General features: G+C 66.8%; 29 protein-coding genes and 1 tRNA gene. 15 read left to right on the forward strand and 15 right to left on the reverse strand.

The features are described from left to right. Positions 1-2 precede the first annotated feature (2 nt). Positions 3-788, forward strand: coding sequence for an ABC transporter ATP-binding protein (locus LC452_RS20380; protein WP_223628632.1), 786 nt, complete (start codon positions 3-5; stop codon positions 786-788). 109 nt (positions 789-897) lie between these two features. Beyond that, positions 898-1,161, forward strand: a complete 264-nt coding sequence (locus tag LC452_RS20385) for a type B 50S ribosomal protein L31 (RefSeq protein ID WP_136056349.1) — start codon at positions 898-900, stop codon at positions 1,159-1,161. 67 nt (positions 1,162-1,228) lie between these two features. Here the strand turns inward: LC452_RS20385 and LC452_RS20390 are convergent, their stop codons facing one another. From LC452_RS20390 to LC452_RS20400, 3 genes are read right to left on the reverse strand one after another with little or no spacing between them, the layout of a single operon-like run. After that, positions 1,229-1,507: a hypothetical protein gene (locus LC452_RS20390; RefSeq protein ID WP_223628849.1), complete on the reverse strand. Its 279-nt coding sequence runs from the start codon at positions 1,505-1,507 to the stop codon at positions 1,229-1,231. A gap of 60 nt (positions 1,508-1,567) precedes the next feature. After that, positions 1,568-2,824, reverse strand: a complete 1,257-nt coding sequence (locus LC452_RS20395; protein WP_223628634.1) for an alpha/beta fold hydrolase — start codon at positions 2,822-2,824, stop codon at positions 1,568-1,570. Further along, the gene (locus tag LC452_RS20400) at positions 2,824-4,827 is read right to left on the reverse strand and encodes a DUF262 domain-containing protein (protein WP_223628638.1); all 2,004 of its coding nucleotides are present in this window, start codon (positions 4,825-4,827) and stop codon (positions 2,824-2,826) included. The genes LC452_RS20395 and LC452_RS20400 overlap by 1 nt, the downstream gene beginning before the upstream one ends. A gap of 176 nt (positions 4,828-5,003) precedes the next feature. On the opposite strand from LC452_RS20400, the gene LC452_RS20405 reads away from it, so the two are divergent. Next, positions 5,004-5,777, forward strand: coding sequence for a hypothetical protein (locus tag LC452_RS20405; protein ID WP_223628640.1), 774 nt, complete (start codon positions 5,004-5,006; stop codon positions 5,775-5,777). Between the two features lie 196 nt (positions 5,778-5,973). After that, a complete protein-coding gene (locus LC452_RS20410) occupies positions 5,974-6,477 on the forward strand; it encodes a DUF3145 domain-containing protein (protein ID WP_136056344.1) in 504 nt (167 codons plus the stop codon). A 142-nt stretch (positions 6,478-6,619) separates the two neighbouring features. Here the strand turns inward: LC452_RS20410 and LC452_RS20415 are convergent, their stop codons facing one another. From LC452_RS20415 to aceE, 6 genes are all read right to left on the reverse strand, one after another. Next, positions 6,620-7,861, reverse strand: a complete 1,242-nt coding sequence (locus tag LC452_RS20415; RefSeq protein WP_223628641.1) for a beta-ketoacyl synthase — start codon at positions 7,859-7,861, stop codon at positions 6,620-6,622. Positions 7,862-7,953: 92 nt separating this feature from the next. Then, positions 7,954-8,202 (reverse strand): acyl carrier protein, encoded by a 249-nt coding sequence (locus LC452_RS20420; RefSeq protein ID WP_017830435.1) that lies wholly within the window; start codon positions 8,200-8,202, stop codon positions 7,954-7,956. A 67-nt stretch (positions 8,203-8,269) separates the two neighbouring features. Beyond that, the gene (locus LC452_RS20425; protein ID WP_223628643.1) at positions 8,270-9,271 is read right to left on the reverse strand and encodes a beta-ketoacyl-ACP synthase III; all 1,002 of its coding nucleotides are present in this window, start codon (positions 9,269-9,271) and stop codon (positions 8,270-8,272) included. Further along, positions 9,268-10,188 (reverse strand): ACP S-malonyltransferase, encoded by a 921-nt coding sequence (locus LC452_RS20430; protein WP_223628644.1) that lies wholly within the window; start codon positions 10,186-10,188, stop codon positions 9,268-9,270. The genes LC452_RS20425 and LC452_RS20430 overlap by 4 nt, the downstream gene beginning before the upstream one ends. Before the next feature lie 101 nt (positions 10,189-10,289). Continuing rightward, complete coding sequence (locus LC452_RS20435; RefSeq protein ID WP_223628850.1) at positions 10,290-11,486, reverse strand: CdaR family transcriptional regulator; 1,197 nt, start codon at positions 11,484-11,486, stop codon at positions 10,290-10,292. A gap of 31 nt (positions 11,487-11,517) precedes the next feature. After that, positions 11,518-14,244: a pyruvate dehydrogenase (acetyl-transferring), homodimeric type gene (gene aceE / locus LC452_RS20440; RefSeq protein ID WP_223628645.1), complete on the reverse strand. Its 2,727-nt coding sequence runs from the start codon at positions 14,242-14,244 to the stop codon at positions 11,518-11,520. A 154-nt stretch (positions 14,245-14,398) separates the two neighbouring features. On the opposite strand from aceE, the gene LC452_RS20445 reads away from it, so the two are divergent. Next, positions 14,399-14,471, forward strand: a tRNA-Val gene (locus LC452_RS20445). A 36-nt stretch (positions 14,472-14,507) separates the two neighbouring features. Here LC452_RS20445 and LC452_RS20450 read toward each other — a convergent pair. The 4 genes from LC452_RS20450 to LC452_RS20465 all read right to left on the reverse strand — a co-directional run bounded on the left by LC452_RS20450 (position 14,508) and on the right by LC452_RS20465 (position 16,127). Next, positions 14,508-14,960 (reverse strand): tyrosine-type recombinase/integrase, encoded by a 453-nt coding sequence (locus LC452_RS20450; RefSeq protein ID WP_308116490.1) that lies wholly within the window; start codon positions 14,958-14,960, stop codon positions 14,508-14,510. Positions 14,961-15,020: 60 nt separating this feature from the next. Further along, positions 15,021-15,635 (reverse strand): hypothetical protein, encoded by a 615-nt coding sequence (locus LC452_RS20455; RefSeq protein ID WP_223628647.1) that lies wholly within the window; start codon positions 15,633-15,635, stop codon positions 15,021-15,023. Continuing rightward, positions 15,632-15,802, reverse strand: coding sequence for a helix-turn-helix domain-containing protein (locus tag LC452_RS20460; protein ID WP_223628649.1), 171 nt, complete (start codon positions 15,800-15,802; stop codon positions 15,632-15,634). Before LC452_RS20460 ends, LC452_RS20455 begins: the two co-directional genes overlap by 4 nt. An 82-nt stretch (positions 15,803-15,884) precedes the next feature. Next, positions 15,885-16,127: a hypothetical protein gene (locus LC452_RS20465; protein WP_223628650.1), complete on the reverse strand. Its 243-nt coding sequence runs from the start codon at positions 16,125-16,127 to the stop codon at positions 15,885-15,887. A 95-nt stretch (positions 16,128-16,222) separates the two neighbouring features. Between LC452_RS20465 and LC452_RS20470 the strand changes: the two genes are divergently transcribed. Then, positions 16,223-17,980, forward strand: coding sequence for a hypothetical protein (locus tag LC452_RS20470; protein WP_223628651.1), 1,758 nt, complete (start codon positions 16,223-16,225; stop codon positions 17,978-17,980). A gap of 26 nt (positions 17,981-18,006) precedes the next feature. Next, the gene (locus LC452_RS20475) at positions 18,007-18,279 is read left to right on the forward strand and encodes a hypothetical protein (RefSeq protein ID WP_223628652.1); all 273 of its coding nucleotides are present in this window, start codon (positions 18,007-18,009) and stop codon (positions 18,277-18,279) included. Positions 18,280-18,281: 2 nt separating this feature from the next. On the opposite strand, the gene LC452_RS22155 is transcribed toward LC452_RS20475, so the two are convergent. Then, positions 18,282-18,653 (reverse strand): recombinase family protein, encoded by a 372-nt coding sequence (locus LC452_RS22155; protein ID WP_308116492.1) that lies wholly within the window; start codon positions 18,651-18,653, stop codon positions 18,282-18,284. A gap of 167 nt (positions 18,654-18,820) precedes the next feature. Between LC452_RS22155 and LC452_RS20485 the strand changes: the two genes are divergently transcribed. Beyond that, complete coding sequence (locus tag LC452_RS20485; protein ID WP_223628653.1) at positions 18,821-19,528, forward strand: hypothetical protein; 708 nt, start codon at positions 18,821-18,823, stop codon at positions 19,526-19,528. A 16-nt stretch (positions 19,529-19,544) separates the two neighbouring features. Here LC452_RS20485 and LC452_RS20490 read toward each other — a convergent pair whose 3' ends face one another. Further along, the gene (locus tag LC452_RS20490; RefSeq protein WP_223628654.1) at positions 19,545-19,829 is read right to left on the reverse strand and encodes a hypothetical protein; all 285 of its coding nucleotides are present in this window, start codon (positions 19,827-19,829) and stop codon (positions 19,545-19,547) included. A 325-nt stretch (positions 19,830-20,154) separates the two neighbouring features. On the opposite strand from LC452_RS20490, the gene LC452_RS20495 reads away from it, so the two are divergent. The 7 genes from LC452_RS20495 (at position 20,155) to fliD (ending at position 25,763) form a co-directional block, all read left to right on the forward strand. Continuing rightward, positions 20,155-20,490 (forward strand): helix-turn-helix transcriptional regulator, encoded by a 336-nt coding sequence (locus LC452_RS20495; RefSeq protein WP_223628656.1) that lies wholly within the window; start codon positions 20,155-20,157, stop codon positions 20,488-20,490. Next, complete coding sequence (locus tag LC452_RS20500) at positions 20,483-20,917, forward strand: SRPBCC domain-containing protein (RefSeq protein ID WP_223628657.1); 435 nt, start codon at positions 20,483-20,485, stop codon at positions 20,915-20,917. The genes LC452_RS20495 and LC452_RS20500 overlap by 8 nt, the downstream gene beginning before the upstream one ends. 35 nt (positions 20,918-20,952) lie before the next feature. Next, entirely contained in the window at positions 20,953-21,303 is a 351-nt protein-coding gene (locus tag LC452_RS20505) for a nuclear transport factor 2 family protein (RefSeq protein WP_223628658.1), read from the forward strand. Between the two features lie 88 nt (positions 21,304-21,391). Next, positions 21,392-22,279, forward strand: a complete 888-nt coding sequence (locus LC452_RS20510) for a TIGR01777 family oxidoreductase (protein WP_223628659.1) — start codon at positions 21,392-21,394, stop codon at positions 22,277-22,279. A 261-nt stretch (positions 22,280-22,540) separates the two neighbouring features. Continuing rightward, positions 22,541-23,314: a sigma-70 family RNA polymerase sigma factor gene (locus tag LC452_RS20515; RefSeq protein ID WP_223628661.1), complete on the forward strand. Its 774-nt coding sequence runs from the start codon at positions 22,541-22,543 to the stop codon at positions 23,312-23,314. Positions 23,315-23,421: 107 nt separating this feature from the next. After that, the gene (locus LC452_RS20520; protein WP_223628662.1) at positions 23,422-24,282 is read left to right on the forward strand and encodes a flagellin; all 861 of its coding nucleotides are present in this window, start codon (positions 23,422-23,424) and stop codon (positions 24,280-24,282) included. Between the two features lie 116 nt (positions 24,283-24,398). Next, positions 24,399-25,763: a flagellar filament capping protein FliD gene (fliD, locus tag LC452_RS20525; protein WP_223628664.1), complete on the forward strand. Its 1,365-nt coding sequence runs from the start codon at positions 24,399-24,401 to the stop codon at positions 25,761-25,763. The last annotated feature ends 31 nt before the right edge of the window (positions 25,764-25,794 follow it).

A 25,794-nucleotide genomic window follows, 5' to 3' on the forward strand; every position in this document is an offset into this window, starting at 1 on the left:
GCATGCCGAGCGCTCTGGAATTCACCGACGTCGTCGTGCGCCGTGAAGGACGCAACATCATCGATCACGTGACCTGGGAGGTCGCAGACGACCAGCGATGGGTGATCCTCGGTCCGAACGGCGCAGGCAAGACCACGCTGCTCCAGCTGGCCGACACGCTCATGCACCCGACGGCGGGCACGGTCACGATCCTGGGCGAGACCCTGGGTCGCACCGACGTGTTCGAGGTGCGTCCGCGCATCGGGTTCGCGTCGTCGGCGATGGCCAAGCGCGTGCCGCGCGACGAGACGGTGCTCAACGCCGTCCTGACCGCCGCGTACTCCGTGCTCGGACGCTGGAACGAGGACTACGAGGACATCGACGAGCGCCGCGCGCTGCGGGTCCTGGGCGACTGGCGCCTCGATCACCTCGCCGAGCGCACGTTCGGAACTCTGAGCGACGGCGAGCAGAAGCGCGTGCAGATCGCCCGGGCCGTGATGACCGATCCGGAGCTCCTGCTCCTCGACGAGCCGACGGCGTCGTTGGATCTGGGTTCGCGGGAGGAGCTGCTCGCGCTGCTCAGCGGCTATGCCTCTTCTCCGACGACGCCCGCCATGCTCATGGTCACCCACCACGTCGAGGAGATCCCCGTCGGCTTCACGCATGTGCTGCTGCTGCGGGAGGGCCGGGTCGTCGCTGCGGGACCGATCGCCGAGACGCTCACCGCCGACACGCTCAGCGAGGCGTTCGGAATGGCGATCACGCTCAACAGCGAAGACGGCCGTTACGCGGCTCGCGCCGCGTCCTGACGTCGATCTGATCGAAGTCGGGGATCTGATAGAATCGATCCTTGGTGCTCACTGCGCCGCAGACTTCCCTCGTCCCTGGCACAATCCAGGGCAGCAACTAAGGAATCCCATGAAGACTGACATTCACCCCGACTACCAGGCAGTCGTGTTCCGCGACCTCGGCTCGGGCGAGACCTTCCTCACGCGTTCGACGGTTCCCGTCGACGGCGGCAAGACGATCGAGCTGGACGGCGTGGAGTACCCCGTCATCGACGTCGAGATCTCCTCCGCATCGCACCCGTTCTACACGGGCAAGCAGCGCATCATGGACTCGGCCGGTCGCGTCGAGAAGTTCAACCAGCGCTTCAAGGGCTTCGGCGGCTCCACCAAGTAAGGGCCTCCGCTGCGAAGGCCCCGCTCTCCTCGGAGGGCGGGGCCTTTCACATGCGCCGAAGCGAGTCTCAGAGGTCGAGGGTGATGCGTCCCCTGTCGATCGTGTCCGGCGGATCGCCGGGCGAGGGTGCAGGGGCCGTGCGCTGCGTCTGACGGTCCCGCTCCATGCCTGCCTCGTGCGCGGACGGCGACCAGACGGCATCGAACGCTCCGCCGAGCCCGCCGCCGCTGCTCTCGTACTTCTTCTCCAGCGGCAACGTGGCGAACCTGTGCACGACGGCGACGACGATCGCCACGCCCGCGATGACCACCAGGGACGCCGCCAGGATCGCACCGAGAGTCTCCATCACCCACCCAGCGTAGATCGGCGGAACTCGGGCGTCATCCTCCTCTGGGTGGACTTCTTCTCAGCGGACGCGTCGTCCCTGCGCGAGATCGATCAGGTGTGTGAGCACCGGGCCGGACCTGAGCCCGTTGTGCTCGTGCTCGCTCGTGACCCACAGATCGACGCCGGGGAGCAGGCGCGCGGTCTCCAGGGAGAACTCCATCGGCACATAGACATCGTTCGCATAGACCGCGGCGGCCCCGGTCGCTCCGGACGCCGCGATGGCCTCCGCGTCGTAGATGCGGGACCATTCGAAAGCGGCCAGTTCGAGCGCGACATCGCGCCAGGGCTGGAAGGCCGGGACGGTCTCCGTCCACTCGCGGCGGATGTGCTCTCCGGTGAACAGGGTCGGGTCGGTGCGGAAGTCCTCGGGCTCCGTGCGCTCGGCCGACCAGCGGGTCGCGTCGCCGTCGGCGTAGCTCGACTCGTGGAACGCGAAGTACATCGGATTGCGGCCGTCGTAGGGCATCGCATGCATCAGGTCGTACCGGAAGGCGTTCGACCGCGGATCGCGCTCCAGGAGCGACCACACGGTCTGCCAGCCGTCATTCGTGCCGAGTGCCGACCCCAGCGAGCGGAGTCGCGAGCGGGAGACGACCTCGCCGTCGGGCAGCACGATGTCGCCGGCATCCGCTCGGTCGACGAGACGACGCATCGCGTCGCGGTGCTCCGGGAAGTGCCGGTAGTACCGCTCGGACGCCGCGCGCATCTTGTCGTAGCAGAGCGCGTACACGTCGTCGGGGTGGCGGCCGACGGCGCTCAGGCCTCCGGTGAAGTACACGTCGTCCAGCGATCCGGGGTCCGTGGACAGGTACGCCAGCGTGGTGAAGCCGCCGAAGGACTGACCGAGCACGCTCCAGGTCGCCGCTCCCAGGTGCTCGCGGAGCGCTTCGCAGTCCCGCACGATCGCGTCGGCCCGCAGGTGCGTGAGGTACTCGGCGACCGCCGAGGCTCCCTGCGCGAGATCGTCGTCGCCGACCGGGGTCGATCGACCGGTGCCGCGCTGATCCAGCAGCACCACGCGATAGTGCGCGAGCGCCTCGTCGAGCCAGGCCGGTGAGGCGGGGGAGTGGAACGGACGCGGCGCCTCGTGACCGGGTCCGCCCTGCAGGAAGACCAGGAACGGAAGGGTCTCGCCGCCCTCGCGCGACACGACCGCGGCGAACACGTCGATCGTGCGGTGGTCCGTCGGGTCGTCCCAGACGAGCGGAACGGTGAGGGTGTGCTCCTCGACGGTCAGATCGAGCAGTCGGCGGGTGACGGTCGCAGCAGTGGTCATCACATCACGTTTCCGATGTAGGAGTACTTGACGAAGACCTCCGAGGCGATGCCGGACTCCTCCAGCACGCCCTGCACGGCGGTCATCATGTAGTTCGAGTCCCAGCCCATGTAGAGGAAGTGCGAGTCGTCGAGCTCGTCCCACTGTCCCTTCCAGGCCATCTCGTCGTAGATCGGCCCGCCGTGACTCGCGCAGTACGCGAGGGCGGCGGCCCTGGTGTCGGTCCACGCGCGACGGAACACCCGATTGAAGAGGTACTTGACGTCGGGGACCTCCCACCGCTCTCCGCGGTACTCGACGTAGTCGAACTCGCGCTCCCACCCGGCCGGCCATCCGCGACGGCGCACGGCGTCGAGGATCGGGGTGAGACCGTCGTCGTCGATCTCGGGCAGCGCGGGGCGGGCCCAGATGCGCACGAGCTCGGTGGTGAGCGCGACCGTTCGCTGCGTGATCGCCGCCGTGCCCCACGCCTCGGTGTGGCCGAGGGCCTGCGTGGCGGGTACGTCGCTGCGGAGATACGCCTCGTCGCGCTTGACCGGGAACGACGCCCCGAAGACGCGTTCGGTCAGGGGCTGCTCGAGGAGGGTGAGGTTGCCGAGAGTCGGGGCGAGGGCTCGGTGGCTGTTCTGCTCGTCCTCGGAGTACTCGCTCCACGGGCGCAGTCCGTCGCCCGACCAGGCATCACCCGGAACCGACGGGACGATGTGCTCGACATCGTATCCGTCGACGTCGTCGACGCCCTCGAGTCGGCCGAGCACGTAGGCCGCATGGGGGAGCTCGCTGTACTTGAGCACGGCGCTGACCCGCTCGTCGGACGGTGTGATCCGGGCGAATGCCCGGGCGAGGGCATCGCGACCTCCGGTGCGCGCGCGGCACAGCCGGGCGATGAGCCGCTCACCTGGCAGATTCACCAGCGTGCGGCGGAGGTGCATCGCCTGGATCCACTCCAGCGTCTCGATCAGTTCGTCGCGCGAGATGAGGCCGCGGGCGTGATCGCTGTACGCGCTCATGACGAGCGGATACGTGGAGCGGCCGAACGTGTTGACGTATCCCAGCTGCCGGGCGATCTCGGGGTCCTGCTCCTGGGCGGGATCGAGGAGGATGCCGTAGATCTCGGCGAAGTGCCGCCAGTTCTCGGCATCCGCCTGCAGCTGCGCGACATCGACGCGGGGGAACGAACGACGGAACGCGCTGTAGACCCCGTGCTCGCCGTTCGCCGCCAGTTCGCGCCCCGTCGTCATCACCAGGTAGTGCCGCCAGAACGCGCCGATCGCCTCACCGGTGTGCCGCTCGATCGGCAGCCAGAACCGTGCCTCGACGTCGAGCTGCTCGGCGTGGGTGAGTCCCATGAGGATGTAGTTGTGGATCAGCTCGTCGTCGCGCAGCGGTTCGCCCGTCGAGTTGAGGCTCTCGAAGATCTGCTGCGCGTTCGCCTGGGCGCCGAGCGTGATCGACACATGCTCGAGCTTCTGCAGCCCGCGCCAGATGCGCGGCGCTTCCTCGACGTGGATCTGACTGCGGAAGAACGCGTAGTTGTCGTCGAAGCGCGATTCGCGGTCGGTGTCGTCGCGGCGGTCCAGCACGACGGACTCGTAGAGCTCCGCCCACGCAGCATGGGGGCGCAGCTTCGTGCGACCCGGCGCATCCCGGCGGACCAGTACACGCTCGAGCTCGGCCGCCATGGTCGCATCGGTGTCGCGGACGGCGTGGTGGAGGGCCGCGACGAGGAGCATCAGGGTCGTGATCCGCTGCTGACCGTCGATGAGGATGAGGTCGGAGCCCGGCTCCGATCCGTCTTCGGCGGAGAGGATGGATCCGATGAAGTGGCGATGCGCGTCGTCCTGGCCGGCCACCGCACGGACGTCGGAGAGCAGCCGCTCGCAGCCGCCGATATCCCATCGATACTGCCGCTGATACACCGGAACCACGATGGTCGTCGTTCCTGCCGCGAGCCATTCGATCGTGTTGACTGCTGTCGCCTCGACGTTGGTCGCGGTGCTCATGCTGGTGTCTCGTCCTCCCGTAGCGCCGGGCGCCGAGGACTCGCCGGACGCCCCGCTCAGTCTATTCGGTTATGCACGGCCGCCCTCCGAGGAGCGCCAGGCGGTCGCTGTTAGGCTTGCCTTATCAGGGCCTGTTAAAACGTGCTGGCCCCCGATGAGAGGATCTGACTCAGATCATGGGATACATCAAGTCAAAGGCGCTCGAGGAAAAGGGATTCGTCGTCCTCGACAGCTACAACCAGGAGCTCGACCCCAAGGAATGGCTCGACATCGAGTACAACGACTGGAAGTCGTCGGGCGACACGCGGTTCGCCCCGCTCGCGAGCGCCTTCGGTGACATCGAGTGCAACGGTTTCTGGAACCACAAGCCGCCGCGCACCGACAAGGACGGCGTCTGGATCGACTCGCAGACCGAGAAGGCCCCGAACCTGACGCGTCGCGCGCAGGAGCCGGGTGCGAACGTCGGACGCTGCCGCGTCATCGAGCTGCAGCCCACTCCGTACGGCGAATGCCTCTACAACCTCCACCAGGACGACAACAACCGTCTGAACCCCGACGGCACCGGCTGGGTGGTACGCGGGTTCTTCAATCTGACGGATGACAAGGACAGCTACTTCGTCCTGCGGGAGAACCGCACCGACCCCAGCATCGAGTACCGCATCGCCCTTCCCGCGGGCGCACAGCTCATCGTCGACACGCAGCGCCTCTGGCACGCCGCCACGCACAACGGCGACGAGCCGCGCTACTGCCTCATCACGTCGTGGACCTCGGGTCCGGAGCTCGACGCGTACATCGAGAAGTACAACGGCACCGACGACGTTCCGAACTACGAGGTCGACCAGGAGACACTCGAGCTCGGTTACGCCGAGCAGGCCCGCAAGGATGCCGCTCGCGCCGCCTACTACGCGGCCAAGGGCCAGCAGGTCAAGCAGGCGATGAGCGAGGCGTAAGCCCGGTTCTCGCGCTCGCTGACGCCGTCGCAGCACGGAAAGCCCCGGTCGAGGTGGCCGGGGCTTTCCCGTACCCGAACTACATGCTTGTGATTTCGGGCCGACTGGGCGAGAATGGGCCCATAACCGCATATTCTCGCCACTCTCGTGGGTTTCAGGTCGTTGGGGAAGACGCACCTGATGAAACGGAGAGATCATGGCGACGGCTTACGCACGTGGAGTGGTGTTCATCCACTCTGCGCCTCGCGCGCTCTGCCCCCACCTGGAGTGGGCGGTCGGTCGCGCTATCGGGCGCGCGGTGAATTTCGACTGGACCGAGCAGCCTGTGCTCGACGGTGCCCGCCGCGCCGAGTTCTACTGGGACGGACCTGTCGGCACGGGCGCTGCTCTGGCGACCGCGATCCGCGGCTGGGAGCACCTCCGCTTCGAGGTCACCGAGGATCCGACTCCCCGCAGCGACGGCGGCCGCTGGCTGCACACCCCTGATCTCGGGATCCACTACGCGCAGACGGATGCCGCGGGCAACATCGTCATCGGCGAGGATCGCATCCGCTATGCGATGGAGATCTCCGCGGGAAGCGCGGTCGAGCTGCAGCGCGAGCTGGACATCGCGCTCGGCTCGGCCTGGGACGAGGAGCTGGAGCCGTTCCGCCACGCCAGCGACGACGCGCGCGTCGTCTGGCTCCACAAGGTCGGCTGACGCCGCCGAAAGACCTGGAGCGGGGGAGGCGTGAGTATCGGATGCCGGTGATTCGTCCCGGACGCTGAGAAGACGTATCCCCGCTTCACATGACGAGGACCCCGCCCCGAGAAGGGGGCGGGGTCCTCGTCTGCGACGCCGGTCAGTCGTCGACGCCGGCGAACACGGCGACCGCGTTGTGGCCGCCGAAGCCGAAGGAGTTGCTGATCGCGATCTGCGGTCCGTCGCCGAGCGGAGTCGCCTCGCCGGACAGGCGGAACGGCACGGCCGGGTCGGGCTCGGTCATGTTGATCGTCGGCGGTGCGACGCGGTCGCGCAGCGCGAGCAGCGAGAAGATCGCTTCGAGCGCGCCGGTGCCGCCGAGCAGGTGCCCGGTGGACGCCTTCGTCGCCGAGACCGGGATCTCGTCGATCCGGTCGCCGAAGACCTTCTTGAGCGCGACATACTCGTTCGGGTCGCCGACCGGGGTCGACGTCGCGTGCGCGTTGATGTGCGTGACCTGGTCGGCGGTGACGCCGGCCTCGGCGAGGGCCTGCGTGACCGCGCGCGCCGCACCGGTGCCCTCGGGGTCGTTCCCGGTGATGTGGTACGCGTCCGCCGTCACGCTGCCGCCCAGCACGTAGCCGTAGATCTTCGCGCCGCGCGCCTTCGCGTGCTCTTCGGTCTCGAGGATCAGGGCGGCGGCGCCCTCGCCCATGACGAAGCCGTCGCGGTCGATGGCGCCGGGCCGGGAGGCGTGCGCGGGGTCGTCGTTGCGGCGCGACAGGGCCTGCGCCGAGGCGAACGACGCCATGGTGATCGGGTGGATCGCGGATTCCGTGCCGCCGGCGATCACGATGTCGGCATCGCCGTCCTGCAGGTGGTGGAAGGCGTGGATGATGGACTCCGTGCTCGACGCGCACGCGCTCACCACGGTCTGGGCGTAGGCGCGGGCGTGGAACTGCAGGGAGAGGTTGCCCGCTGCCGCGTTCGGCATGAGCATCGGGACGGTCAGCGGCATGACGCGACGCGGACCCTTCTCGCGCAGGGTGTCCCAGGCGTCGAGCAGCGTCCACAGCCCGCCGATGCCGGTGGCGAAGTCGATGCCGAGACGCTCGGGGTCGACCTCCGGGGAGCCGGCGTCAGCCCAGGCTTCGCGCGCGGCGATCAGTGCGAACTGCGAAGACGGGTCGAGGCGCTTCGCCTCATGACGAGGCAGGACCTCCTCGGGCCGGACGATCGCCTCGGCCGCGAAGGTGACGGGCAGCTCGTACTGCTTCACCCAGTCGTGCTCGAGGGTCCGGGTTCCGGACACGCCTGCGAGCAGGTTGGTCCAGTTCTCGGGTGCGGTCCCGCCGATGGCGGACGTGGCGCCGATGCCGGTGACGACGATGCGCTTGGTCATGGTGTGGTTCCTTGTCGAGCGGGTGCTGAGCGAATTCGGGCAAGGCAGAGGATGCCACGCCCCGCAGGTGCGGGGGTGGCATCCAGTCGGGATTACTCCTGGCCCGCGACGATGAAGCTGACGGCGTCGCCGACGGTCTTGAGGTTCTTGACCTCGTCGTCGGGGATGGTGACGCCGAACTTCTCCTCGGCGTTGACGACGATCGTCATCATCGAGATCGAGTCGATGTCGAGGTCGTCGGTGAACGACTTCTCGAGGGCGACCTCGGAGGCGTTGATGCCGGTCTCGTCGGTGATGAGCTCTGCGAGGCCAGCGAGGACCTCATCGTTGGTGAAAGCCATGTGGTCTTCCTCTTTCTAACGGGTTGTATTCGGAACCGTGGAACAGTCTAGGGAAGGTGGCGCGATCTCAGGGGAGGACGACGACCTGTGCGGCGAAGACGAGGCCCGCGCCGAAGCCGATCTGCAGGGCGAGACCGCCCGACAGCTCGGGGTGCTCGGCCATCAGCCGGTGGCTGGCGAGCGGGATGGAGGCGGCCGAGGTGTTTCCGGTCGTCTCGATGTCGCGGGCGATCACCGTGGACTCGGGCAGCTTCAGCTGCTTGGCGAACTCGTCGATGATGCGCATGTTCGCCTGGTGCGGGATGAAGGCGGCGATGTCGGTCGGCTCGACGCCGGCCTTGTCGAGCGCCTCGCGGGCGACCTTCGCCATCTCCCAGACGGCCCAGCGGAAGACCGTCTGTCCCTCCTGCCGGAGCGTCGGCCACGGCACCTCGCCGTCGCGGAACTCCGTGAGAGTGCCGTTCATGCCCACGGCCTCGGCCTTCGAACCGTCGGAGCCCCACACGGCCGGCGCGATGCCGGGCGTGTCGCTCGGGCCGATCAGGGCAGCTCCGGCGCCGTCTCCGAGGAGGAAGGAGATGCTGCGGTCGGCGGGGTCGACGATGTCGGACAGCTTCTCGGTGCCGATCACCAGGGCGTAGCGGGCGGCTCCGGCCTTGATCAGCGCGTCGGCCTGGGCGACCGCGTAGGCGTAGCCCGCGCAGGCCGCGTTGATGTCATAGGCCGCCGCAGGGTTGGCGCCGACGCGGTCGGCGACGATCGCCGAGACGGACGGCGACTGCTTCGGGTTGCTGATCGTGGCGACGATCACCAGATCGACCTGGTCGGCGGAGATGCCGGACTTCTCGATGGCTTCGGCCGCTGCGGTGGTGGCGAGGTCGATCGCGTCGGTGCCCTTGTCGGCACGGGCGCGGGTGATGATGCCGGTGCGCTGGCGGATCCACTCGTCGCTGGAGTCGATCGGCCCGATCAGATCCTCGTTAGGGACGGCGTTCTCGCCGCGCGCGGCGCCGAAGGAATAGATGCGCGTGTATGCGGGACCGGCGGTCTGGGCGAGGATGATGCTCATGCGGCTTCTCCGTTCAGCAGCGCGACGGCCGCATCGAGGTCATCAGGGGTCTTGACGGCGACCGTCGGAACACCGCGGAGTCCGCGCTTGGCGAGGCCTGTGAGGGCACCTGCCGGGGCGAGCTCGATCAGGCCCGTGATGCCGCCGTCGGCGAAGGAGTTCATGCAGAGGTCCCACCGCACCGGCGACGACACCTGGTCGACGAGGTACGACAGCGCCGTGGCCCCGCTGTCGACGACCGAACCGTCACGGTTCGTCCACAGGGTGAGGGAGGGATCCGCGGGCGTCACGGCGGCGACGGCGTCGCGCAGGGCGGCCACGGCCGAAGCCATGTACTCGGTGTGGAAGGCTCCGGCGACCTGGAGCGGGATCACCCGCGTGCCCTTGACCGGTTCGGACGCGAGAGCGTCGAGGCCGGGGAGCTCGCCCGCGACCACGAGCTGGCCGCCGCCGTTGTAGTTCGCGGGGGAGAGGCCGAGTTCGGTGAGCCGCTCGAGGATCGTGGCCTCGTCACCGCCGATGACCGCGCTCATGCCGGTCGGCGTCTGCGCCGCGGCATCCGCCATCGCCCGTCCGCGGATGCCGACCAGGCGCATGCCGGTCTCGGCGTCGATCACGCCGCTGCCGACGAGTGCGGCGATCTCGCCCACCGAGTGGCCGGCGGTTCCATCGGGTCGACGGCCTGCGCGCTCCGTCAGGGCGTCGCCGGCGATCAGCGAGGCCGCGACGATGAGGGGCTGCGCGATGCGCGTGTCACGGATGGTGTCGGCATCCGACACGGTCCCGTGTTCGCGAAGATCCACCTCCGCCGCCTCGGAGTACGCGGCGAGGCGCTCGGCCACCCCGTCGAGCTCGAGCCAGGGTGCGAGGAAACCGGGGGTCTGCGAGCCCTGTCCAGGGCATACGACGACAATCACATCCTCAGTCTGCCAACGATTCGCGCGAAGCGGTGGATGATCCATCACAAGATTCCGAAGATCCCTTGTGTGTGGCGCACAGTTCCGGCGATCCGCCGGCGTCAGCGCGGGGTGCGGCGGAGTGTCGGGCGACGACGCGCCTGATCAGCCACCCCGATGGAGCCGAGGATGAGCGCCGTCTGCAGGATCAGGGCCTCGCGGGGTCCGGTGGCATCCCAGCCGATGACCTCGCTCACACGCTTGAGCCGATAGCGCACGGTGTTCGGGTGAACGAAGAGCTCGCGGGCGGTCGCCTCGAGCGAGCGGCCGTTGTCGAGATAGCTCCAGAGCGTCGTCACGAGGTCGGTGGAGTGTGCCTGCAGCGGGCGGAAGATGCGCTCGATGAGCGTCTGCTTCGCGAGCGGATCACCGGCGAGTGCACGCTCCGGCAGCAGATCGTCGGCCTCGACGGGGCGCGGGGCGCTCCGCCAGGCGCGCGCGACCGCGAAACCGGCCAGGGCCGCGCGGGCACTCTGGCTCGCGTCGACGAGCGCGGCGACCGCCGGTCCGAGCACGACGTAGCCCGGGCCGAAGGACGGCTCGAGTCGCGTCGCGATCTCCAGGAAGCCGAGTTCGTCCTCCTCGCCCTCCTGGCCCTCGACGCGGGCGCGGCCGAGCACGAGGACCAGCCGCGAGCCCTGCACGCCGATGAGAACGTCGACGGCGAGCTTGCGAGCCGTACGGCGGACGAGATCGACGTCGAACTGCGGGGGAGTCGTGCCCACCAGGACCGCGACCTCGCCGTGACCGTGCCAGCCGAGGGCCGCGATGCGGCTGGGGAGCTCTTCGTCGGCCTCACCCGTGAGGATCGAGTCGACGACGAGGGCCTCGAGACGCGCATCCCACAGCCCGCGCGCTTCCGCCGCCCGTGCATACACGTCGGCGGCGGCGAAGGCCACGTCGCGCGAGTACAGCAGGATCGCCTCGCGGAGATCGTTGCCGCGTCCGGCGACGCGTTCCTCGGTGACCTCGACCGTCACGCGGATCAGCTGCAGCGTCTGCTGGAGGCTGACGCTCCGCAGCAGCTCACGAGGAGCGGCCGCGAAGATGTCGGCGGCGATCCACGGCGTCGAGGTCGGATCCTCGTACCACTGGATGAACGAGGTGATGCCCGCCTGCGCCACCAGCCCGACCGCAGAGCGGCGGGCCGGTGGCATGTCGGCGTACCAGGGGAGCGTGTCTTCCAGGCGCTTGATCGTCACCGAGGCGATGTCACCGGAGATCCGGCGCAGCCAGGTGAGGGTCGCGACCTTGTCCATGTCGCGGGAAGACGAAGCTGTCACCGAGGGCTCAGCTCTCCCCGCCCGCGTTGCCGCTGGTGCCGGCGTTCACATCGTGCAGGCTGTACTTCTGGATGGCCTGCGCGGCGAGCGAGCGGTCGACGGTGCCTTCCTCGGCGAGCGACTGCAGCGTGCGCACGACCATCGACGGTCCGTCGATCTTGAAGAAGCGACGGGCGGCGGCACGGGTGTCCGAGAAACCGAAGCCGTCGGCGCCGAGCGTGGCGAAGCGGTTCGGAACCCACGGGCGGATCTGGTCCTGCACCGCGTGCATGAAGTCGCTGACCGCGACGACCGGACCTTCGGCGCCCTGCAGCTTCTGGGTGAGGTAGGCCGTGCGCGGCTCCTCCTCCGGGTACAGGAAGTTGTGCTCGTCGGCGGCGAGGCCGTCGCGGCGCAGCTCGGTCCACGAGGTGACCGACCAGACGTCGGCGATCACGCCCCAGTCGTTCTTCAGCAGCTCCTGCGCCTCGAGGGCCCAGGGGAGTCCGACGCCCGATGCGAACAGCTGAGCCCGAGGGCCTTCGCCTTCGCCGACGGAGACACGGTGGATGCCGCGGACAATGCCGTCGACGTCGACGTTCTCCGGCTCGGCGGGCATCACCATCGGCTCGTTGTACACCGTGAGGTAGTACATGACGTTCGGGTCCTCGTGGTCGCCGCCGTACATGCGCTCGAGACCGGAGCGCATGATGTGCGCGATCTCGTAGCCGTAGGCCGGGTCGTACGAGACCGTCGCGGGGTTGGTCGCGGCGAGCAGGTGCGAGTGTCCGTCGGCGTGCTGGAGGCCCTCACCCGTGAGGGTGGTGCGTCCTGCCGTGGCGCCGATGATGAAGCCTCGGGCCATCTGGTCGCCGGCCGCCCACTGCGCGTCACCCGTGCGCTGGAAGCCGAACATCGAGTAGAAGAGGTAGATCGGGATGAGCGGCTCGCCGTGCGTGGCGTACGCCGTGCCGGCCGCGGTGAACGCCGCGAGGGCGCCCGCCTCGTTGATGCCGACGTGCACGATCTGGCCCTGCGGGCTCTCCTTGTAGGCGAGGAGCAGCTCCCGGTCGACCGACGTGTAGTGCTGGCCGTTCGGGTTGTAGATCTTCGCCGTCGGGAAGTACGCGTCCATGCCGAAGGTGCGCGCCTCGTCGGGGATGATCGGCACGATGCGGTGACCGAAGTCCTTCGAGCGCAGCAGGTCCTTGAGCAGGCGGACGAACGCCATGGTCGTGGCGATCTCCTGCGTGCCGGAGCCCTTCTTGGGCAGCGCGTACGCGGCGTCGTCCGGCAGGGAGAGGCCGACGTGGGTCGTGCGCCGCTCGGGCAGGAAGCCTCCGAGAGCCTGGCGGCGCTCGAGCATGTACTGGATCGTCTCGTCCTGGGGTCCCGGGTTGTAGTACGGGGGCAGGTACGGGTTCTCCTCGAGCTGCGCATCCGTGATCGGGATGTGCATCGCGTCGCGGAACGTCTTGAGGTTGTCCAGCGTCATCTTCTTCATCTGGTGGGTCGCGTTGCGGCCCTCGAAGTGCGGACCGAGGCCGTAGCCCTTGACGGTCTTCGCGAGGATGACGGTGGGCTTGCCCTTGTGCTCGGTCGCGGCCTTGAACGCGGCGTAGACCTTGCGGTAGTCGTGGCCACCGCGCTTGAGGTTCCAGATGTCGTCGTCGGAGTAGTCCTTGACGAGAGCTGCGGCACGCTCGTCGCGACCGAAGAAGTGCTCGCGGATGTACGCACCCGACTCGGCCTTGTACGTCTGGTAGTCACCGTCGGGGGTGACGTTCATGAGGTTGAGCAGTGCGCCCTCGGTGTCGCGGGCGAGCAGGTCGTCCCACTCGCGACCCCAGACGACCTTGATGACGTTCCAGCCCGCACCGCGGAAGAACGACTCGAGCTCCTGCACGATCTTGCCGTTGCCGCGCACCGGACCGTCGAGGCGCTGCAGGTTGCAGTTGACGATGAACGTGAGGTTGTCGAGACCTTCATTGGCGGCGACCTGCAGCTGGCCGCGGCTCTCGACCTCGTCCATCTCGCCGTCGCCGAGGAAGGCCCAGACGTGCGAGGCGGAGGTGTCCTTGATGCCGCGGTTCTCGAGGTACTTGTTCGACATCGCCTGGTAGATGGCGTTGATCGGGCCGAGACCCATCGAGACCGTCGGGAACTGCCAGTACTCGGGCATGAGGCGCGGGTGCGGGTAGGACGGGATGCCGTTGGGGGCGTGCGACTTCTCCTGGCGGAATCCGTCGAGCTGGTCCTCGGTCAGGCGGCCTTCGAGGAAGGAGCGCGCGTAGGTCCCGGGGGAGGCGTGGCCCTGGATGAAGATCTGGTCGGCGCCGCCGGCGTTGTCGGCACCCTTGAAGAAGTGGTTGAAGCCCACCTCATAGAGCGCGGCAGAGGACGCGTAGGTCGAGATGTGACCGCCGACGCCGATGCCGGGGCGCTGCGCACGGTGCACCGTGATGGCCGCGTTCCAGCGGATCCAGGCGCGGTAGCGGCGCTCGACCTCTTCGTCGCCGGGAAACTCGGGCTCGTTCTCGGGGGCGATGGTGTTGATGTAGTCCGTCGTCGGGACCATCGGCACGCCCAGGTGCAGCTCCTTGGAGCGCTTGAGCAGGCTGAGCATGATCTCGCGACCGCGGCCGTGGCCCTTCGCGTCCACCAGCTCATCGAGCGACTGCTGCCACTCGCCGGTCTCTTCCGGATCGCTGTCCTGGGGGCCCTGGGAATACGGATCCTGGTCGTGCACGGTCACGGAGCGAACCTTTCGTCAAGCTGGCAGGTCATGCCAAGGAAACGGGAAGCGACGCGGGCAGCCTTGTCGGCTGTACACAACGCGCGCCGGGTTCAGCCTATCCCTCTTCCACGACACGGTCGCGCAACGGGTGCCCGATAGACTGAGAACACCAGGGCCTTTAGCTCAGCTGGTAGAGCGCCACGTTTACACCGTGGATGTCGTCGGTTCGATCCCGGCAGGGCCCACCTTGATCTAGCCGCGGAATCATGCGGGAGAAGGGCTCAGGTCCTGTTCTCAGCCCTCCGGACCTTACGCCCTCGCGTCCCCAGGGCGTCCCCCAGAACCGCGTTCATACGGGCCAGTGCCGCCGTGTCGGCATCGGACCCCATGTAATGGGCGTAGAGGTCGGCGGTGAGTTTGGCCGACGAGTGCCCCAACCATGCCTGCACGGTCTTCAGGTCCACGCCGTTCTGCAACCAGATGGTGGCGGCAGTGTGCCGGAGATCGTGGACACGACGGCCCAGGTTGACGTCAGCCCAGTGGCTATCACGGGTCCAGTTTCGACCTGTGCGGGCTGCGCCCACTGTGTTCGGGAAGACGAGCGCGTCGGGCCGCAGGCCACGGATGCGAGGCAGGACGATCGCGGCGACGTCGTCCGCGAGCGGCACTGTTCGGGCCTTGCCGCCCTTGGTGACTGTGCGCACCGACTGGCCGTCCGATTTCGAGCGGCTCACGCGTAGAGCGGGGTACGGGAGCTGCTGCACGTCTCGAACACGGAGAGCTGCCAGCTCGCCTCAGCGCAAGCCCGTGAGGCCCAGCACGAGCACGATGTTGGCGTTCGTCTCGTTTGTGTGGGTGAGCATATCGGTGTGGACGGCCCGTAGCTCGGCGAGGGTGAATGGGAAGATCTCGCGCTTGGGCCTGTGCGACGTCCCCTTGGGTACCTGCGACTCGATGGCTGCGTTCTTGCTGACGAGCTTCGTCGCCACGGCCCACGAAAAGAACGAGCTGTAGACCTGCCGGTATCGCACGACTGTGTCGCGGCTGAGCGTGCGTAGAAGCGTCCCGTACAGCGCTTCCATGTCCTTGGCCGTCACAGCGCTGATCGGACGGTTGCGGAGCGGTTTCACATGTCCCAGGGCGGGGCGTTCGGTGTCGTTGAACGTCTTCGTTCCGACCGTGCCCTCTCGATCGGAGCGCCAACGGTCCATAGCCGCGCCTAGCAACTCTTTCCCGGCTTTGGGATCTACGAACTCGCCCAGGTACAGCGCCCGCTTCTGTGATGCCTCCCACAGCACGGCTTCCGGCTTCCTGTCGAACGTGCGGTCCGCCACGACATTGCGACCGCTCTTCACTCGAACTCGGAACCGGAAGGTTCCGTCCTTGCGCATCACCTTTGAGATTGTCACCGTTCGTTCTCCTTGACCCACTGTTCGACCGACTCAGGTCGGTACCGAAAGATGCCCTTGACGACGAGGACCGGAGGTCCGTCACCGGAGCTGCGCCATCGCGAAAGCGTGGGCTCAGAGACACCCAGCAAGGCTGCTACCTCCTTGCTGCTGAGAAGTGTTCGCATGTCCGCCTCCGTGGGTATCCGGCTGTTTAACCGTGATACGCGGACGGGGGACCGTTCGTACACCCTGACAAACACGGTTCGCTCACTTTGCTCGGGGGACTTGGCCCTCGGCCCATCGCTCCACGTCCTCCGGCGTCAAGGTGTACCCGTGGCTAAGGCTCATGCTGCTGGTTGCGTCGATGGCGTTGTAGAGGCCGTAGTCAGTTGCCACGGGCAGTCGCGAGCGCGAGCGCGAGAGCGTGAGACCCTGCACTGCAAAACGTCGTCGCACGCGGTTCTCCCAAGCCTTGAACTCGGAGGGCGTCATGTCGTTGTGATCGACCATTACTGATCCTCTCGTACTCGAAACGTACTGGAAGCGTACCAGGAGGGGGATCGCGGTGGGAGATAGTCTGTGGTGCAACCTGGGAAAGGACGTCGATGCCGACCTACGACTGGCCGCTCATATCTCACCGCAGTGGTGAGTCAATCGAATCGCTCGTGGCCACCCTGCTTCGCCTGGAGTACGCCGATGCTCGGCAGGTAAACCCGTCGCAAGGCGATGGAGGGATCGACATAGTCCGGGAGACCACAGGGGGCGTAATCGTTTGGCAGGTGAAGGGCTTCACGACGGCGTTGTCGAGCGGCCAGTTCCGACAAGTGAAGAATTCGTGGCTCCGCTTTAACGAAGAACACGTCGGGGCGGAACAACCAGCAGTCCTGGAGTACCACCTTGTCACTCCGTGGACGCCCACCGAAGAGCGGCTGCGTGACTTCCGGGACCTGACGGGCGGGGCAGACTTTGCGTGTACCTGGGACGGAGACGCCTATCTGAGCGGGTTGGGTGACCGGCACCAGGCCACTATGCATCGCTTTACCTACGGGGACGGCGCGTTGGAGCAGTTCGTCAACCAGAAGGCAATGATCGCCTCCTCGCCGGTAGAGCGCGCCGATTCCATCTCGATGCTGAGCGCCATCGAGACGAGACAGGACGCGCTGAACGAACTCCGGGATCAGTTAGACGACAACTACCGGATCGAGCACGGCACGCTGACGGTGAGCGGCGACGGCCCGCCCATGCCCCCCGGCCTATCCGATCCAGCGATCTTCCATCGGATGGAGTACCTCGGCGACGGCAGGTGGAAGTACCAATCTGTCGTCCCGCGTTCCGCCGATTCGACCACGGTGGACCCGGTGTCGTGGGACGTGACCTTTCTGGAAGAACCAGGGTCTGAAGGTGCTTTGGCTATTCAGGAATGGGCGGAATGGGGTACACCGTTCAGCAATGTCCGCGGACAGGCGCGGATGGTTGGCGGTCCACTCCCTGACCCGTCCGACAACAACGATGAGCGCGAGTCTCGACTGTCGTTCGCGCAGGTCAAGCGAGCTGATCCACCGCCGCTCTACCTCCGTTGCCTGACTGCTTCTGGTGACACTCGGTTCCGACTCCGCCTGACCCCTCGAATCCGTACTACCGGAGCTACGACCGGCTGGATGAGGCTCGTCACAGAGACGCCTGAGGCGATCATCCGATTTGAAATTCGGATCAAGGGTGACGAGGGCATGCAGGTCAATGCCGAAATCGGGCAACTGCATGGCAAGGACCCTGAGTCGGTGCTTGCGGAGTCCCGCGTGCTACTCCAAATGGCAGAAGATGACGTGATCTCTGTGGAGATCAATCAGACCGCACCGTTGTTCAAGGCGAACGGGACAGTCCTGCCGAGCGCGTTAGAAGGCACTGTCGTACCGATAGCTGAGGCCTTGTCGTCCCTCCAGAGACGCACAAGCGCGGCCCTGACGATGCCGGACATGTCCAGCATCACCGACAGCCAATTCGGCCTACTACTGCGTTACGCATCGATCTACGGGGGAGAGGCGCATGTTTGGCGTTGGCGCGAGGTCTCGATCTACGCGCCGGGCGATGCGTCTGAGATCCCTGCTTTCATCGAGCAGATCGGAGAGCTCGTCGGTGGCGAATTCATGCCCGTCTACGTGGAGGAGCCTGTGTTCCAGCTTGGTGACGACTCATACAAGATCGACCATCCTCTCGTGACGATGCGACACTCGGTGCGTCTGTTTGAGGGACAGAACTTGGATGCGGTGCAACCAGGCGAACGAATTCGTCTGGTGCCGGGCGCTGACGAGAAGGTGACAACGGCAATGGTTGCTGACTGGACGCCCGACACGCCGGTCTTCTGAGCTAAATGGAGGCGTAGCCTTGGAGCATGAGCGCCCCCGCCGACCTTGATGCCATGATCGCCTCAGGTGAGTTCGAGACGGACTCTGAGCGGCGACGGCACGCGCGTCTGCGGTTGCTCTGGCGTGAAGCAGACGCGGCGATTCGAACCGATGTCTCGTACTCCATCGCACTGGCAGAGGAAGCAAACAAGGCCAAGGCGAGCGAGAAGGATCGTGACGCTCGGCGCGAGCGCGCCCGGCACGCCAGCCTGCGGGCCGTCGAAGCGCGTGCAGCGCGCAAGACTGCTGCCGCGCTGTAGAGCTACTTCGCTGCGGCGATGTAGCGGTAGATCGTAGGAACGTTAACGTTCAGCGTCTTCGCGATCTCAGACACCTTCTCGCCCTCATCCGAGAGCCGCACGGCGAGAGCTGCTTTCTTGCTATCCAGAGCCCGCGGACGCCCGCCCACGCGCCCCTGCGCCTTGGCCTCCGCCAGACCGGCCTTGGTGCGGCGCTGGATGAACCGGCGCTCCATCTGAGCCATGATCGCGAGGAATCCCATCATCGCCTCGCCCATGTCCGTGGTTGAGTCCACGCCATCGGCCAGAGCCTTCACATGGATGCCCTGGGCTCGGAGATCGGCAACGGATATACGCGCTAACCTGGGATTCTTTAATGCTGCATACGCGCTAATCTGTCCACAGAGTTGCTAACAGGCATACGCGCTAGCCGTGCGAACAGCGCTCGTCGCAATGGCCGCGTATGTTTCATCGGCCCAGTCGTGTCGCGCTCGCGACTCGGGCTCGATTGGAGCATGTCACGCAGACGGGCCTGGGCGATGGAGGCCACTAGGCTGACCGCGTGGACGTGACCAACCTGAGCGAGGCGCTGGATCTTGGCTCTCGGGCTCTCGCTGTGATCGTGTCTGCGGTCGGCCTCATCGTCGCCGTGAGCCAATGGACTAGGCCAGCTCTTCTCGCTCGCCGGGAGAAGTGGCTGCGTGAGGCCATGGCGTCGGAGACGAACACAGCGCGCCGCGACACCCTGGCAGGGATGCTTACGGACACGACTGCGCAGTTGGTAGCGGGTGTTCACGTGCCTGGTTGGCGTTTCATCGTCCTAGTGGCCCTGATGCTCTTTGGTCCTGTGCAAGCGTTCGGGATGGCCAAGGGTGACGCATCCGTGTGGGGTGTTGTGCTCGCTGTTTTCCTCTCCTTCGTCATCACGGCCAACCCCATGCGGATGGCCATTCGAATGCTTGCTGAGCGCTACAGGGTTGCTCACGAGTACAGAACCGGCCAGGCGATCAATCCGCCTCGGGTCGGCATCTTGAACCTGACAGAGGGCGGTAGCCGTCGCGAGTTCACCTTCGCCTACCTGATCGCATTGGCGGTGAACGTGCTGGCGGCTAGCGTCTCCCTCTTTGTCGCCGGACAGACTCTGTGGGGGCTCGTCCTCGGCCTTACTGCCGTAGCCAGCGGGGTGGTCCTCGCGGGACTCGTGAACCGCTACGCCGCGTCTCGTGTCGGCATCTATGGCCCGTGGTCCGTCGAAGATCCGAAGATGTAGCGTCTGCCGTTCTCGCTCAGACCCCGCGCACGGGGTGAGCGTCCCACCAACGGTCGTCGGTCTCGACGTCGAGGCAAATCTGATTCCTGCCTTTGCCACTTCCGTTGAGCATACGAACTCTCACCACTGTTGCTGTTCCATGAGCGTTCTTGTCTTCGTCGTACAACTCAATCGTTGCTCCCACAGGCAAGAGCACACGCTCATCGAAAGCGCAGACCTGTCTGTTGTGGGTCACGTCGAAGACCAAAGTCTGCTCGTGGACGGGCCATACCGGATACGCGCTCGATTCATACATCGTCATGCTCTAAAGCTAGTGAGGGCGGTCAACGCTGGCTAGAGATAGCAAACCGACGGGCCCCCGGCGTCCCCCTGGGACGGTCAGTCAGTCCGAGCGTGCAAGATCTGCAACCGTAGAAACGCGGGAAATCAGGGTTGATGCGAACGGTCCGCATTTACACCGTGGATGTCGTCGGTTCGATCCCGGCAGGGCCCACCTCCTCTCGATCCCCGCGGCCTCGTCTGTGCCGCGATGCGTGCTGTCGCCCCATCTGGCCAACTCCACCAAAACTCTTGAGTACAAACGTCCATTTGTGTTATGTTCTCCACGCCGACGGAGAGGATCTCGCATGGGTGCGGAAGCAGCAGACGATCTCGACCTCGCACTGCGCGCCCTGGCCGACGGGAACCGGCGCGCGATCCTGCGACTTATCCGTTCGACCGCGCTGCCCGTCGGGGAGATCGCCGAGGCGGCGGGCCTCTCTCAGCAGACAACCTCGCACCATCTCGGCGTGCTGCGGAACGCGGGACTCGCGGTCAGCGCGCGGGAGGGGACACGGCACCTGTTCGCGGTGAGCACCGACGGTCTCTCGGCCGTGCGCTCCTATCTCGATGACTTCTGGCCCGGCAGGCTGGCCACGCTCAAGGCCGTCATAGAAGCGCGCGAAGGCGACGGCCGTGGCTGAGTTCCGCGACGCGATCGAGATCGAGGCCGCGCCCGAGACCGTGTTCGACTACCTCGTCACGGCAGAGGGGATGACGGCCTGGATGGGGCAATATGCTGAGCTCGATCCGACGCCCGGCGGGCGGTTCGCCGTCGACATCGCCGGACACGCCATCCGCGGCGAGTACCTGCACGTTGAGCACCCGCGTCGCGTCGTCGTGTCGTGGGGCATGGCGGGGAGCGAGACCCTCCCGGCGGGTGCGTCGCGAGTGGAGTTCACGCTCACTCCGACGAGCACCGGCACGCGCGTCGAGCTGATCCACTCCGACCTTCCTGAGCTCGAGGTCCGCGGTCACGCCCACGGCTGGGCGCACTTCCTGCCGCGTCTCGCAGCTGTCGGCGCAGGCGTCGATCTCGGAGCCGACGACTGGCGTCCGCTCGACGACTGAACAACCACCGTCCACTGCACAGCAAGGGGAAGAACATGGATACCGCTTACGACATCGTCCAGAGCTATCACCGGGCCTGGACCAGCGGCGACGTGGAACGGGCCATGACCTACGTCGCGGACGACATCACGTGTCGCGCCCCCGGGGTCGACCTGCAGGGCAAGGAGGCATACGGCCGATACATCGCCGGTTTCGCCCCGACGCTGACGGGCATCGGCGACATCACCGAGTTCTCCGACGGCGACCGCGTCGCCCTGTTCTACTATCCGCAGACCGCCGCGACATCCACCGCACCGGCCGCCGAGTACTTCACGGTGCGCGACGGCAGGATCAGCGACAGCGTGCTCATCTTCGACCGACTCTCATACGGCCCGCCGAAGGGGTGATTCCGACGCCGGTTCACGCGGTTAGTGTGGACACCACTCACACCGTGAGCGGATCGTCACAGCACAGCCACTGAACCCAGGAGCGACCATGGCGCGACGCATCGTCATCAGCGGAGCATCCGGACTGATCGGCAGCGCGCTGACGTCGTCGCTGCGATCGGACGGCATCGAGGTGACCGCTCTGGTGCGTCGGCCGCCCGCGAACCCCTCGGAGCGGCAGTGGGCGCCGGGAGAGCGCGACCTCGACCCTGGAGTGCTCGACGGGGCTGAGGCGATCGTCGCGCTCGGGGGCGCGAGCGTCGGACGGTTGCCCTGGACGCCCCGGTACAAGACCGAGCTGATCGATTCCCGACTCAAGGGCACACGAACGATCACGACCGCGCTGCGGGCACTGCGTCAAGACGCTCCCGCATTCATCTCGGCATCCGCTGTGGGCTACTACGGATCCGCCCCCGGCGAGCGACTCACCGAGGATTCGCCAGCCGGGCAGACCTTCCTTGCCGAGCTCTGCGTCCAATGGGAGGCCGAGGCACGCCGGGCCGAGGACCACACCAGGGTCGCTCTGCTGCGGACCGCCCCGGTGATCCACCGGCAAGGCGTCCTCAAGCCGATGATCCAGCTGACCCGTTTCGGGCTCGCAGGGCCGCTCGGCAAGGGCACGCAGATCTGGCCCTGGATGTCGCTCGAGGACGAGGTGCGCGGCATCCGCCACGTCATCGATCAGAAGATCGCCGGGCCCGTGAACTTCACCGGACCGACACCCGCCTCGGCGAACGACATCGGCCGCGCACTCGCCCGCGCGATGAACCGCCCCTTCTGGCTCCCTGCTCCCGCCTGGGCATTGCGACTCGCTCTGGGCGCCGCGGCCGATTCGCTCCTCCTCACCGACGCCGACGTGCGGCCCACCGTGCTGGACAAGTCCGGATTCCGCTTCACTCACGCCACGGCCGCGGAGGCAGTCTCCTCCGCGGTGTGATCACCCGACTCAGCGCGGATCGAAAACCCACGGGAGGCGATGCCCGAACGAGCGTTTCTGATCCAGCGTGAACTTCGCGATCTCACTGTTGCCAAACCGTACCCTCATTTTTTACTTGTAAACGTGTGAAACCTGCTAGCTTCCTCATAAATGAGATAAGCGAGCCACGGAGTCACATTGCTGCGTCATTCTGACCTTTCTGCTGATTCCGGCGTACCTGCAGAAGCGCCCGTCACCCCCGAGCGACTTGCCCGCGAGAACATGGCGCTGGCGACGTTCCTCGCGTTGGAGAAGGCGCGCACGGCGGAGCATGTCGACCTCGACGATCTGATGTCCGCCGCGCGATGGGGGCTCGCCCGGGCCGCCTTGACGTACGAGCCGGAGCGCGGCATCCCGTTCGGTGCCTTCGCGCGCACGCAGATCAACTGGGCGATGCTGTCGGAGATGCGCAAGGCCGACCCGGCAGGGGAGCGCGGGCGGGACAAGATCGAGCTGATCCGCGCCGCGGCGGATGCCGTGCTCGCCCGCACCGGTCGCCCTGCCACGGTCGCAGAGCTGTCGAAGGAGTCGGGGATCGATGCGGCCTCGGTCGCGGAGATGCAGCAGCTCGACGCGATGGTGCGAACCGCCACCAGTTTCGAGGAGCACTTCGATCTCGAGTCCGGTCGACAGGCGGCCGACCTCACCGACACCATCATCCTGCCGGAGCACGCGGTCGAGCAGAACGAGACGCGGATGATGCTCGTGCGTGTGCTGGATGCGCTTCCGATCGCGATGCGTCGGGTCATCCGCGGAATCTACGTCGACGACCGCATGGTCAAGGACATCGCCGAGGAGCTCGAGGTCAGCCACGCGTACGTCTCGAAATTGCGCACGCGCGGCCTCGCGCTGATGCGCGAGGCCATGGAGGCGTGGGAGGACGGCACGACCGGCGATCGCTCCACCAGCGCGAAGGCGGACTTCTTCGGCGCCCTGTTCGGGCCGGCGTCGGAGGCCCCGACCGTGCGGACCGGCGATCTGCTCCCCGCACTCTGATTTTCCTCAGGACCCCTGGTTACGCGGCACCGCACCTGTCGCGAATGTCGGTTGTGCAGGCCCACGGATGGGCCCGCATTCCAGTCCCATAACCACGGAGGATACTCATGGGTCTTCAGATCGCAACCAACGTCAGTGCGCTCAACTCGTACCGCAACCTGTCCGCCAACCAGAACGACGTCTCGAAGTCGCTCGAGAAGCTCTCGAGCGGCCTGCGCATCAACCGCGCAGCCGACGACGCCGCCGGCCTGGCCATCTCCGAGGGCCTGCGTTCACAGGTCAACGGCCTGAACGTCGCAGCACGCAACGCTCAGGACGGCATCTCGGTGATCCAGACCGCGGAAGGCGCGCTGACCGAGGTCCACTCCATTCTGCAGCGCGTCCGCGACCTCGCGGTCCAGGCAGGATCCGACTCCAACAACGTCGATTCCCGCAAGGCCATCACCACCGAGGTGACTCAGCTGGTCGACGAGCTCACGCGCATCTCCGACACCACGAACTTCAACGGCATCAAGCTGCTGGATGCTTCGGCCGGTGCCGCGAGCGACGGCGTGCTGAGCTTCCAGGTCGGTGCCGACGGCGCCGCCTCGAGCCAGATCTCGGTGAACCTCGGTTCCGCCGACATCAAGACGCTCGCGGCCGACCTCAAGACCGCCATCGTCACCACCGATGGATTCGCGACCCCCACGCTGGCGGCTGCGACCATCACCACGGTCGACACGGCGATCAAGAGCGTCTCCTCGGCTCGCGCCGACCTCGGTGCGGTCCAGAACCGCTTCGAGTCGACGATCAACTCGCTGCAGGTGTCGGCCGAGAACCTGTCGGCGGCCAAGAGCCGTATCGCCGACACCGACATGGCGGCCGAGATGGTCAAGTACACCGCTGCGAACATCCTGCAGCAGGCCGGCACCGCCATGCTCGCGCAGGCGAACCAGTCGGGCCAGGGCGTGCTGCAGCTGCTCCGTTGAGCCGCTGCGCCTGAGGCGCGCTCGGCGCCCGGGCGGGGTCACCTCCGCCCGGGCGCCTTCCTGTAGACCATCTCGACCCGCATCGCACAGACAGACCGCACAGAAGGCAGCTGAGGATGAAACTCGACGGACTGGTATCCGGGCTCAAGACCGACGAGCTCATCACCGCGCTGATGGACGTCGCGGCGATCCCGAAGAAGCTGATCACGAACAAGATCACCGATCGCGGCGCGATCATCACCAACCTGCAGTCGCTGAACAAGACGCTGCAGGACCTCGTCACGAAGGCGAAGACCGCGGCCGCTGCGACGTCGTTGGCCGCTTTCACCGCGACCGCGTCGTCGGAGAGCGTGACCGTCGTCGCCGGTGCTAAGGCCAGCGCCTTCTCGACGAGCGTCGTGGTCGACGCCGTCGCATCGGCGCACTCCGTCATCACGGCGGCCGCCGGCGCCGAGGCCTGGGGCGGGGACTTCACGCTCGTCGCGTCCGACGGTACGCAGAAGTCGATCACGCCGATCGGCTCCAGCCCGCAGGATCTGGCCAAGGCCATCAACGCCGCCAAGGCGGGCGTCACGGCCACCGTCGTCCCCGCGGGAACGGATGCCGACGGCAAGCCGCTCTCGCGCGTCCAGCTCACCGCGGTCGATACCGGCCAGGCCGGTGCGTTCACGCTGCACCGCGGCACGGCTGCGGACGTCGCTGCCGGCACCGCCCCCGACGTCGCCACGGAAGCCGGAGCCGCGATCCTCACGCAGGGCTCCGACGCCAGCATCCGCCTCTTCGCCGGCACCGCAGCCGAGCAGACCCTGACCAGCGCGAGCAACACGATCAGCATCGGCGAGGACATCGACGTCACCGTCACGAAGGCGAGTGCCGACCCGGTCGTGGTCTCCGTCGCGCTCGACGCCAAGGCGCAGACCGCGAAGGCCGAGACCTTCGTCAAGGAGATCGCCGCACTGCTCGTCCGCATCGACAACGGCTCGAAGGCCACGGTCGGAGCCGTGGGGGAGAAGACTACACTCGGCGTGTTCACCGGCGACAGCACGGTGCGCAACCTCCGCACGGCTCTGGCCGACGCGGTGCAGTACCCGGTCGACGGCGTCTCGCCGTCGACGATCGGCGTCTCGATCAGCGACAAGGGCGTGCTGTCGTTCGACGCCGAGAAGTTCGCGAAGGCGCTGGCCGATGACCCGGAGAAGACGCAGGCCGTGTTCTCCGGCCTCGCCGGGCGGCTGGAGGAGGTCTCGGACAAGTACTCCGACAAGTACGACGGACTGCTGACGCAGCGGATCACCGGTCAGGAGTCCGAGGTCAAGACCCTGAAGACCCAGGTGGAGCGGTGGGACATCCGTCTCGAGCAGCGCAGGGCCACCCTCGAGCGCACGTACTCGCAGCTGGAGGTGCAGCTCTCGAAGCTGCAGTCGCAGTCCTCATGGCTCAGCTCGCAGCTCGCCGGTCTCACGCCGACCTCGTCGACGTGACACGCCCCGCCTCCATGAACGCTCGCACCCG

Origin of the sequence: Microbacterium sp. EST19A (genome assembly GCF_019969685.1) — a bacterium.
In the GTDB taxonomy this organism is placed as follows: domain Bacteria; phylum Actinomycetota; class Actinomycetes; order Actinomycetales; family Microbacteriaceae; genus Microbacterium.

Coding starts and splice junctions, on each gene's coding strand:
- LC452_RS20380 (WP_223628632.1), top strand. CDS start 3: ATGCCGAGCGCTCTGGAATTCACCGACGTCGTCGTGCGCCGTGAAGGA.
- LC452_RS20385 (WP_136056349.1), top strand. CDS start 898: ATGAAGACTGACATTCACCCCGACTACCAGGCAGTCGTGTTCCGCGAC.
- LC452_RS20390 (WP_223628849.1), bottom strand. CDS start 1,507: ATGGAGACTCTCGGTGCGATCCTGGCGGCGTCCCTGGTGGTCATCGCG.
- LC452_RS20395 (WP_223628634.1), bottom strand. CDS start 2,824: ATGACCACTGCTGCGACCGTCACCCGCCGACTGCTCGATCTGACCGTC.
- LC452_RS20400 (WP_223628638.1), bottom strand. CDS start 4,827: ATGAGCACCGCGACCAACGTCGAGGCGACAGCAGTCAACACGATCGAA.
- LC452_RS20405 (WP_223628640.1), top strand. CDS start 5,004: ATGGGATACATCAAGTCAAAGGCGCTCGAGGAAAAGGGATTCGTCGTC.
- LC452_RS20410 (WP_136056344.1), top strand. CDS start 5,974: ATGGCGACGGCTTACGCACGTGGAGTGGTGTTCATCCACTCTGCGCCT.
- LC452_RS20415 (WP_223628641.1), bottom strand. CDS start 7,861: ATGACCAAGCGCATCGTCGTCACCGGCATCGGCGCCACGTCCGCCATC.
- LC452_RS20420 (WP_017830435.1), bottom strand. CDS start 8,202: ATGGCTTTCACCAACGATGAGGTCCTCGCTGGCCTCGCAGAGCTCATC.
- LC452_RS20425 (WP_223628643.1), bottom strand. CDS start 9,271: ATGAGCATCATCCTCGCCCAGACCGCCGGTCCCGCATACACGCGCATC.
- LC452_RS20435 (WP_223628850.1), bottom strand. CDS start 11,486: ATGGACAAGGTCGCGACCCTCACCTGGCTGCGCCGGATCTCCGGTGAC.
- LC452_RS20460 (WP_223628649.1), bottom strand. CDS start 15,802: ATGCGAACACTTCTCAGCAGCAAGGAGGTAGCAGCCTTGCTGGGTGTC.
- LC452_RS20465 (WP_223628650.1), bottom strand. CDS start 16,127: ATGGTCGATCACAACGACATGACGCCCTCCGAGTTCAAGGCTTGGGAG.
- LC452_RS20470 (WP_223628651.1), top strand. CDS start 16,223: ATGCCGACCTACGACTGGCCGCTCATATCTCACCGCAGTGGTGAGTCA.
- LC452_RS20475 (WP_223628652.1), top strand. CDS start 18,007: ATGAGCGCCCCCGCCGACCTTGATGCCATGATCGCCTCAGGTGAGTTC.
- LC452_RS20490 (WP_223628654.1), bottom strand. CDS start 19,829: ATGACGATGTATGAATCGAGCGCGTATCCGGTATGGCCCGTCCACGAG.
- LC452_RS20495 (WP_223628656.1), top strand. CDS start 20,155: ATGGGTGCGGAAGCAGCAGACGATCTCGACCTCGCACTGCGCGCCCTG.
- LC452_RS20505 (WP_223628658.1), top strand. CDS start 20,953: ATGGATACCGCTTACGACATCGTCCAGAGCTATCACCGGGCCTGGACC.
- LC452_RS20510 (WP_223628659.1), top strand. CDS start 21,392: ATGGCGCGACGCATCGTCATCAGCGGAGCATCCGGACTGATCGGCAGC.
- LC452_RS20515 (WP_223628661.1), top strand. CDS start 22,541: ATGGCGCTGGCGACGTTCCTCGCGTTGGAGAAGGCGCGCACGGCGGAG.
- LC452_RS20520 (WP_223628662.1), top strand. CDS start 23,422: ATGGGTCTTCAGATCGCAACCAACGTCAGTGCGCTCAACTCGTACCGC.
- fliD (WP_223628664.1), top strand. CDS start 24,399: ATGAAACTCGACGGACTGGTATCCGGGCTCAAGACCGACGAGCTCATC.